This is a genomic window from Rugamonas sp., from assembly GCF_025354735.1.
In the GTDB taxonomy this organism is placed as follows: domain Bacteria; phylum Pseudomonadota; class Gammaproteobacteria; order Burkholderiales; family Burkholderiaceae_D; genus Rugamonas.
The window spans coordinates 1-4,355 of sequence record NZ_JANXMI010000258.1; the positions used below are offsets into that span (position 1 = coordinate 1).

4 protein-coding genes and 1 pseudogene are annotated in these 4,355 nt (G+C 64.3%); 4 read left to right on the forward strand and 1 reads right to left on the reverse strand.

Annotated elements, in window-relative coordinates:
• From Q0S71_RS21190 to Q0S71_RS21205, 4 genes are all read left to right on the forward strand, one after another.
• Positions 1-733: glutamine synthetase family protein (locus Q0S71_RS21190; protein WP_296000084.1), on the forward strand; the 733-nt coding region annotated here is incomplete at its 5' end.
• A gap of 137 nt (positions 734-870) precedes the next feature.
• Positions 871-2,004: a polyamine ABC transporter ATP-binding protein gene (locus Q0S71_RS21195; RefSeq protein WP_296000085.1), complete on the forward strand. Its 1,134-nt coding sequence runs from the start codon at positions 871-873 to the stop codon at positions 2,002-2,004.
• 7 nt (positions 2,005-2,011) lie between these two features.
• The gene (locus tag Q0S71_RS21200; RefSeq protein WP_296000087.1) at positions 2,012-2,938 is read left to right on the forward strand and encodes an ABC transporter permease subunit; all 927 of its coding nucleotides are present in this window, start codon (positions 2,012-2,014) and stop codon (positions 2,936-2,938) included.
• Entirely contained in the window at positions 2,935-3,774 is an 840-nt protein-coding gene (locus Q0S71_RS21205) for an ABC transporter permease (RefSeq protein WP_296000089.1), read from the forward strand. The genes Q0S71_RS21200 and Q0S71_RS21205 overlap by 4 nt, the downstream gene beginning before the upstream one ends.
• A 110-nt stretch (positions 3,775-3,884) precedes the next feature.
• On the opposite strand, the pseudogene Q0S71_RS21210 reads toward Q0S71_RS21205, so the two are convergent.
• Positions 3,885-4,355: pseudogene (locus Q0S71_RS21210) on the reverse strand (hypothetical protein); the annotation flags it as partial.

Genomic DNA, 4,355 nt, shown 5'->3' on the forward strand with positions numbered 1-4,355 from the left:
CGGGCAAATGGAAATCAACTTCCTGCACGGCGATCCGCTCGGCCTGGCCGACAAGGTGTTCTTCTTCAAGCGCACCTTGCGCGAGGCGGCGCTCAAGCACGATATGTACGCCACCTTCATGGCCAAGCCGATGGCGGGCGAGCCGGGATCGGCGATGCATGTGCACCAGAGCGTGGTCGATCCGAAGACCGGACTGAATATCTTCAGCAGCGCCGACGGTTCGCCGTCGGCGCTGTTCAAGCATTACATCGGCGGCCTGCAACGGTATATGCCGCCGGCGATGGCCATCGTCGCGCCGTATGTGAATTCCTACCGGCGCATCGTGCGCCACACGGCCGCGCCGATCAACATCCAGTGGGGCGTGGACAACCGCACCGTCGGTTTCCGCATTCCGGAATCGGGCGTGCAGGACCGGCGCGTGGAAAACCGCATCATCGGCGCGGACGCCAATCCCTACCTGGCGCTGGCGGTGACGCTGGCCTGCGGCTACCTCGGCATGACCGAGAAGCTGGAGCCGACGCCGATGACCGTCGGCAGCGCCTACGATTTGCAGTTCGAGCTGCCGCAAGGACTGCCGGAGGCCTTGCAGGCGCTGCGCGCCGAGGACAAGCTGCGCACGGTGCTGGGCGAGCGCTTCATCGACGTCTACGCGGCGATCAAGGATCTGGAGCATCGGGAATTCATGACCGTCATCAGCCCGTGGGAGCGCGAGCACCTGTTGCTGCATGTTTGATTTAGCGTCGCATCGTGCGATTCCGGCGACGGCGCGCGAACTTCTGGCCGGATCAAAAGCGCTGCATTTATAATCTCGGTTCTTTACCGTGCCGCGACCGCGCCTGTTTGATTTTTTTCTCACTCGATCCGAACCTCATGACGATAGCTTCCCCCGCCGCCGGCCAGCCCTTCCTGTCGATCCGCAACCTGGTCAAGGAATTCGACGGCCTGCGCGCCGTGAACGATGTTTCGGTCGCCATCAACAAGGGGGAAATCTTCGCGCTGCTGGGCAGCTCCGGCTGCGGCAAGTCGACGCTGCTGCGCATGCTGGCCGGCTTCGAGACGCCGACCGCCGGCCAGATCGAACTGGCGGGACAAAGCATCGTCGCGGTGCCGCCGCACCAGCGCCCGATTAACATGATGTTCCAGTCGTATGCGCTGTTCCCGCACCTGTCGGTGTGGGACAACGTGGCTTTCGGCCTGCGCCGCGACGGCCTGCCGAAAGAGCAGGTGGCCGAGCGCGTCGAACAGATGCTGGCGCTGGTGCAGCTGTCGGCCTACGGCAAGCGCAAGCCGCACCAGCTGTCGGGCGGCCAGCAGCAGCGGGTGGCGCTGGCGCGCAGCCTGGCCAAGCGGCCGCAGTTGCTGCTGCTCGACGAGCCGCTCGGCGCGCTCGATAAAAAACTGCGCGAGCGCACCCAGATCGAGCTGGTGAACATCATCGAGCAGGTCGGCGTCACCTGCGTGATGGTCACGCACGACCAGGACGAGGCGATGAGCATGGCCACCCGCATCGCCGTCATGAGCGAAGGCCGCATCCTGCAGGTGGGCGCGCCCGGCGAAATCTACGAGACGCCGAACTGCCGCTTCGTGGCCGACTTTATCGGCAGCGTCAATATGTTCGACGGCCGCGTCGTCGTCGACGAAGCCGACCACGCCGTCATCGACACGCCGCAGGGCCGGCATTATATTTCGCACGGCATCAGCGGCACGGCCGGCATGGAAGTGAGCGTCGCCGTGCGGCCCGAGAAGATGGTGCTGCAACTGGAAGCGCCCACCGCCGACCAGCGCGCGCAGGCGGCCGAACATGGCCACAACTGCGTGCAGGGCGTGATCGCGTCGCTGGCCTATTTCGGCAACGAGACCCACTACCAGATCCGTCTCGACGGCGGCATGGAAGTCAAAGCCATGCGCACCAACGCCGCCCGCCGCGACGATGGCGTGCTGCGGCGCGAGCAGCGCGTGTACGCGTGGTGGGACGGCAGCGACGCCGTCGTGTTGAGCAACTGAGGCGGCCATGATCGACTCCTTCAAATCTATCAAAAATGCGCTGTCGCTGCGCTGGATCAGCGGCCGCCGGCTCGTCATCGCCGTGCCGTTCGCGTGGCTGGTCGCCACTTTCCTGCTGCCGTTTTTGATCGTGGCCCGCATCAGCTTCAGCGAGAGCGACGGCGAAAACCCCTTCGGCAATTTGCTGACGTATGCCGACGGCGTGCTGCACCTGAAAGTGAAGATCGCCAATTACCTGTTCATCGCCAGCGACGACCTGTATGTGCTGACGTATCTGAGCTCGATCAAGTTCGCCCTCATCACCACGCTGTGCTGCCTGTTGATCGGCTACCCCTTCGCCTACTTCATGGCGCGCGCCAGGGCGACCGCGCGGCCGGTGCTGCTGATGATGGTGATGCTGCCGTTCTGGACGTCCTTCCTGCTGCGGATCTACGCCTGGAAGGGCATCCTCGCCAACCAGGGCATCATCAACCAGCTGCTGCTGTCGCTGGGCTGGATCAACGGGCCGCTGCACTTGATGAACACCCAGTTCTCGCTGTTGATCGGCATGATCTACGCTTATCTGCCGTTCATGATCTTGCCGCTGTACGCGAACCTGGTGAAGATGGACCTGCGCTTCCTGGAGGCGGCGGCCGACCTGGGCGCCACGCCGCTGCAGGCGTTCTGGCGCATCACGGTGCCGCTGTCGAAGTCCGGCATCATCGCCGGTTCCATGCTGGTGTTCATTCCGGCCGTCGGCGAATACGTGATCCCCGAATTGCTGGGCGGGCCGGGGACGCTGATGATAGGCCACGTCCTGTGGGATGAATTCTTCACCAATAACGACTGGCCGATGGCGTCGTCGGTGGCCGTCGTCGTCATCTTGCTGATCCTGATACCGATGGCGGTGCTGAACAAATATCAGGCCGAACAACGCGCGGGAGGCCTGGCATGACATCGCTGTTCCAACGCTGGTTCGGGCGTGGCTGGCTGTCGCTCGGCTACCTGTTTTTATACCTGCCCATCATCGTGCTGGTGGTGTTTTCGTTTAACAGCTCGCGCCAGGACATCGTGTGGACCGGCTTCTCGACGCAGTGGTACGCGGCCCTGATGCACGACGATGAAATCATCTCCGGCTTCGGCCTGTCGCTGCGCATCGCCGTGATGACGGCCTGCTCCTCCGTCCTGCTCGGCACCTTCGCCGCCTATGTGCTGGACCGCTACCGCCGCTTCCCCGGCCGCACGCTGTTCGCCGGCATGGCCAGCGCGCCGCTGGTGATGCCCGAGGTGATCATCGGCTTGTCGCTGTTGTTGATGCTGGTGTCGGTGCAAAAAATGTTCGGCTTCCCGGAGCGGGGCGCGGCCACCATCTGGCTCGGCCACACGCTGCTCGGCATGGCCTACGCCGCCGTGGTGGTGCAATCGCGCTTGCAGGAGATGAGCAAGTCGCTGGAGGAGGCGGCGATGGACCTGGGCTGCAAACCGCGCCAGGTGTTCTTCCTCGTGACGCTGCCGAACATCACGCAGGCGCTGGCCTCGGCCTGGCTGCTGACGTTCACGCTGTCGCTGGACGACGTGGTGCTGTCGGCCTTCCTGTCCGGCCCCGGCTCGTCGACGATGCCTATCGTGATCTTCTCGCGCGCCCGCCTGGGCCTGGACCCGCGCGTGAACGCGGTGGCGGCGCTGACGATATTGGCGGTGTCGATCGGTGTGATCGCATCGGGCCTGTACATGGCGCGCGCCGAACGGCTGCGGCAGAAGCAGATCGCGGCGGCCTTCCAGGGCGAATAAAAAAGTTCTTTGCCAAAACTCGAGCACACCATTGTTACGGCCGGATCAGGCGTCAGACTGATCCAGATGGTCAGACAACTTGGCGCCTGTTTCAGTCCAATGCGACGTCTTCAAGCCGGTAGCGGAATTGCCGGCGCTCGGGCAAATCCCAGCGTGGCGCCGGTGTGCTGTCCCGGCATGGCACGGGCGGCGGCTCGGCGGCCGGCGTGGCGGGCGGCGGCTCGACGGCGGAAGTGGCGCATGGCGGCGGCGCGGGCATGCGTCAACAGCGCCGCCAACATCGCGCCGACGCCATCCGATGGCGGCGCCGGGACGGTTATCTGTGCCGCCCTCGTTTCTTGTTCGGCCAATTCCCGGCGTAGCTGGCGGGCCAGCTTGAATTGCTTGTCGCCGGGACGGCGCACAAATAAATCGCTCCAGGCGTTGCGGGTGCTGCGCGTGAACGATTGCGCGAACTGGTTGGGCGTGACGGCGCGGCCCTGGTGGATGATGCGGTCGCCTTCAACGCAAGCATAGTTGTGTTCGCCATAGCTCCAGGAGCGCAGCATCGTGCCCTCCGGCAGGAACAGCGATTTCCATTG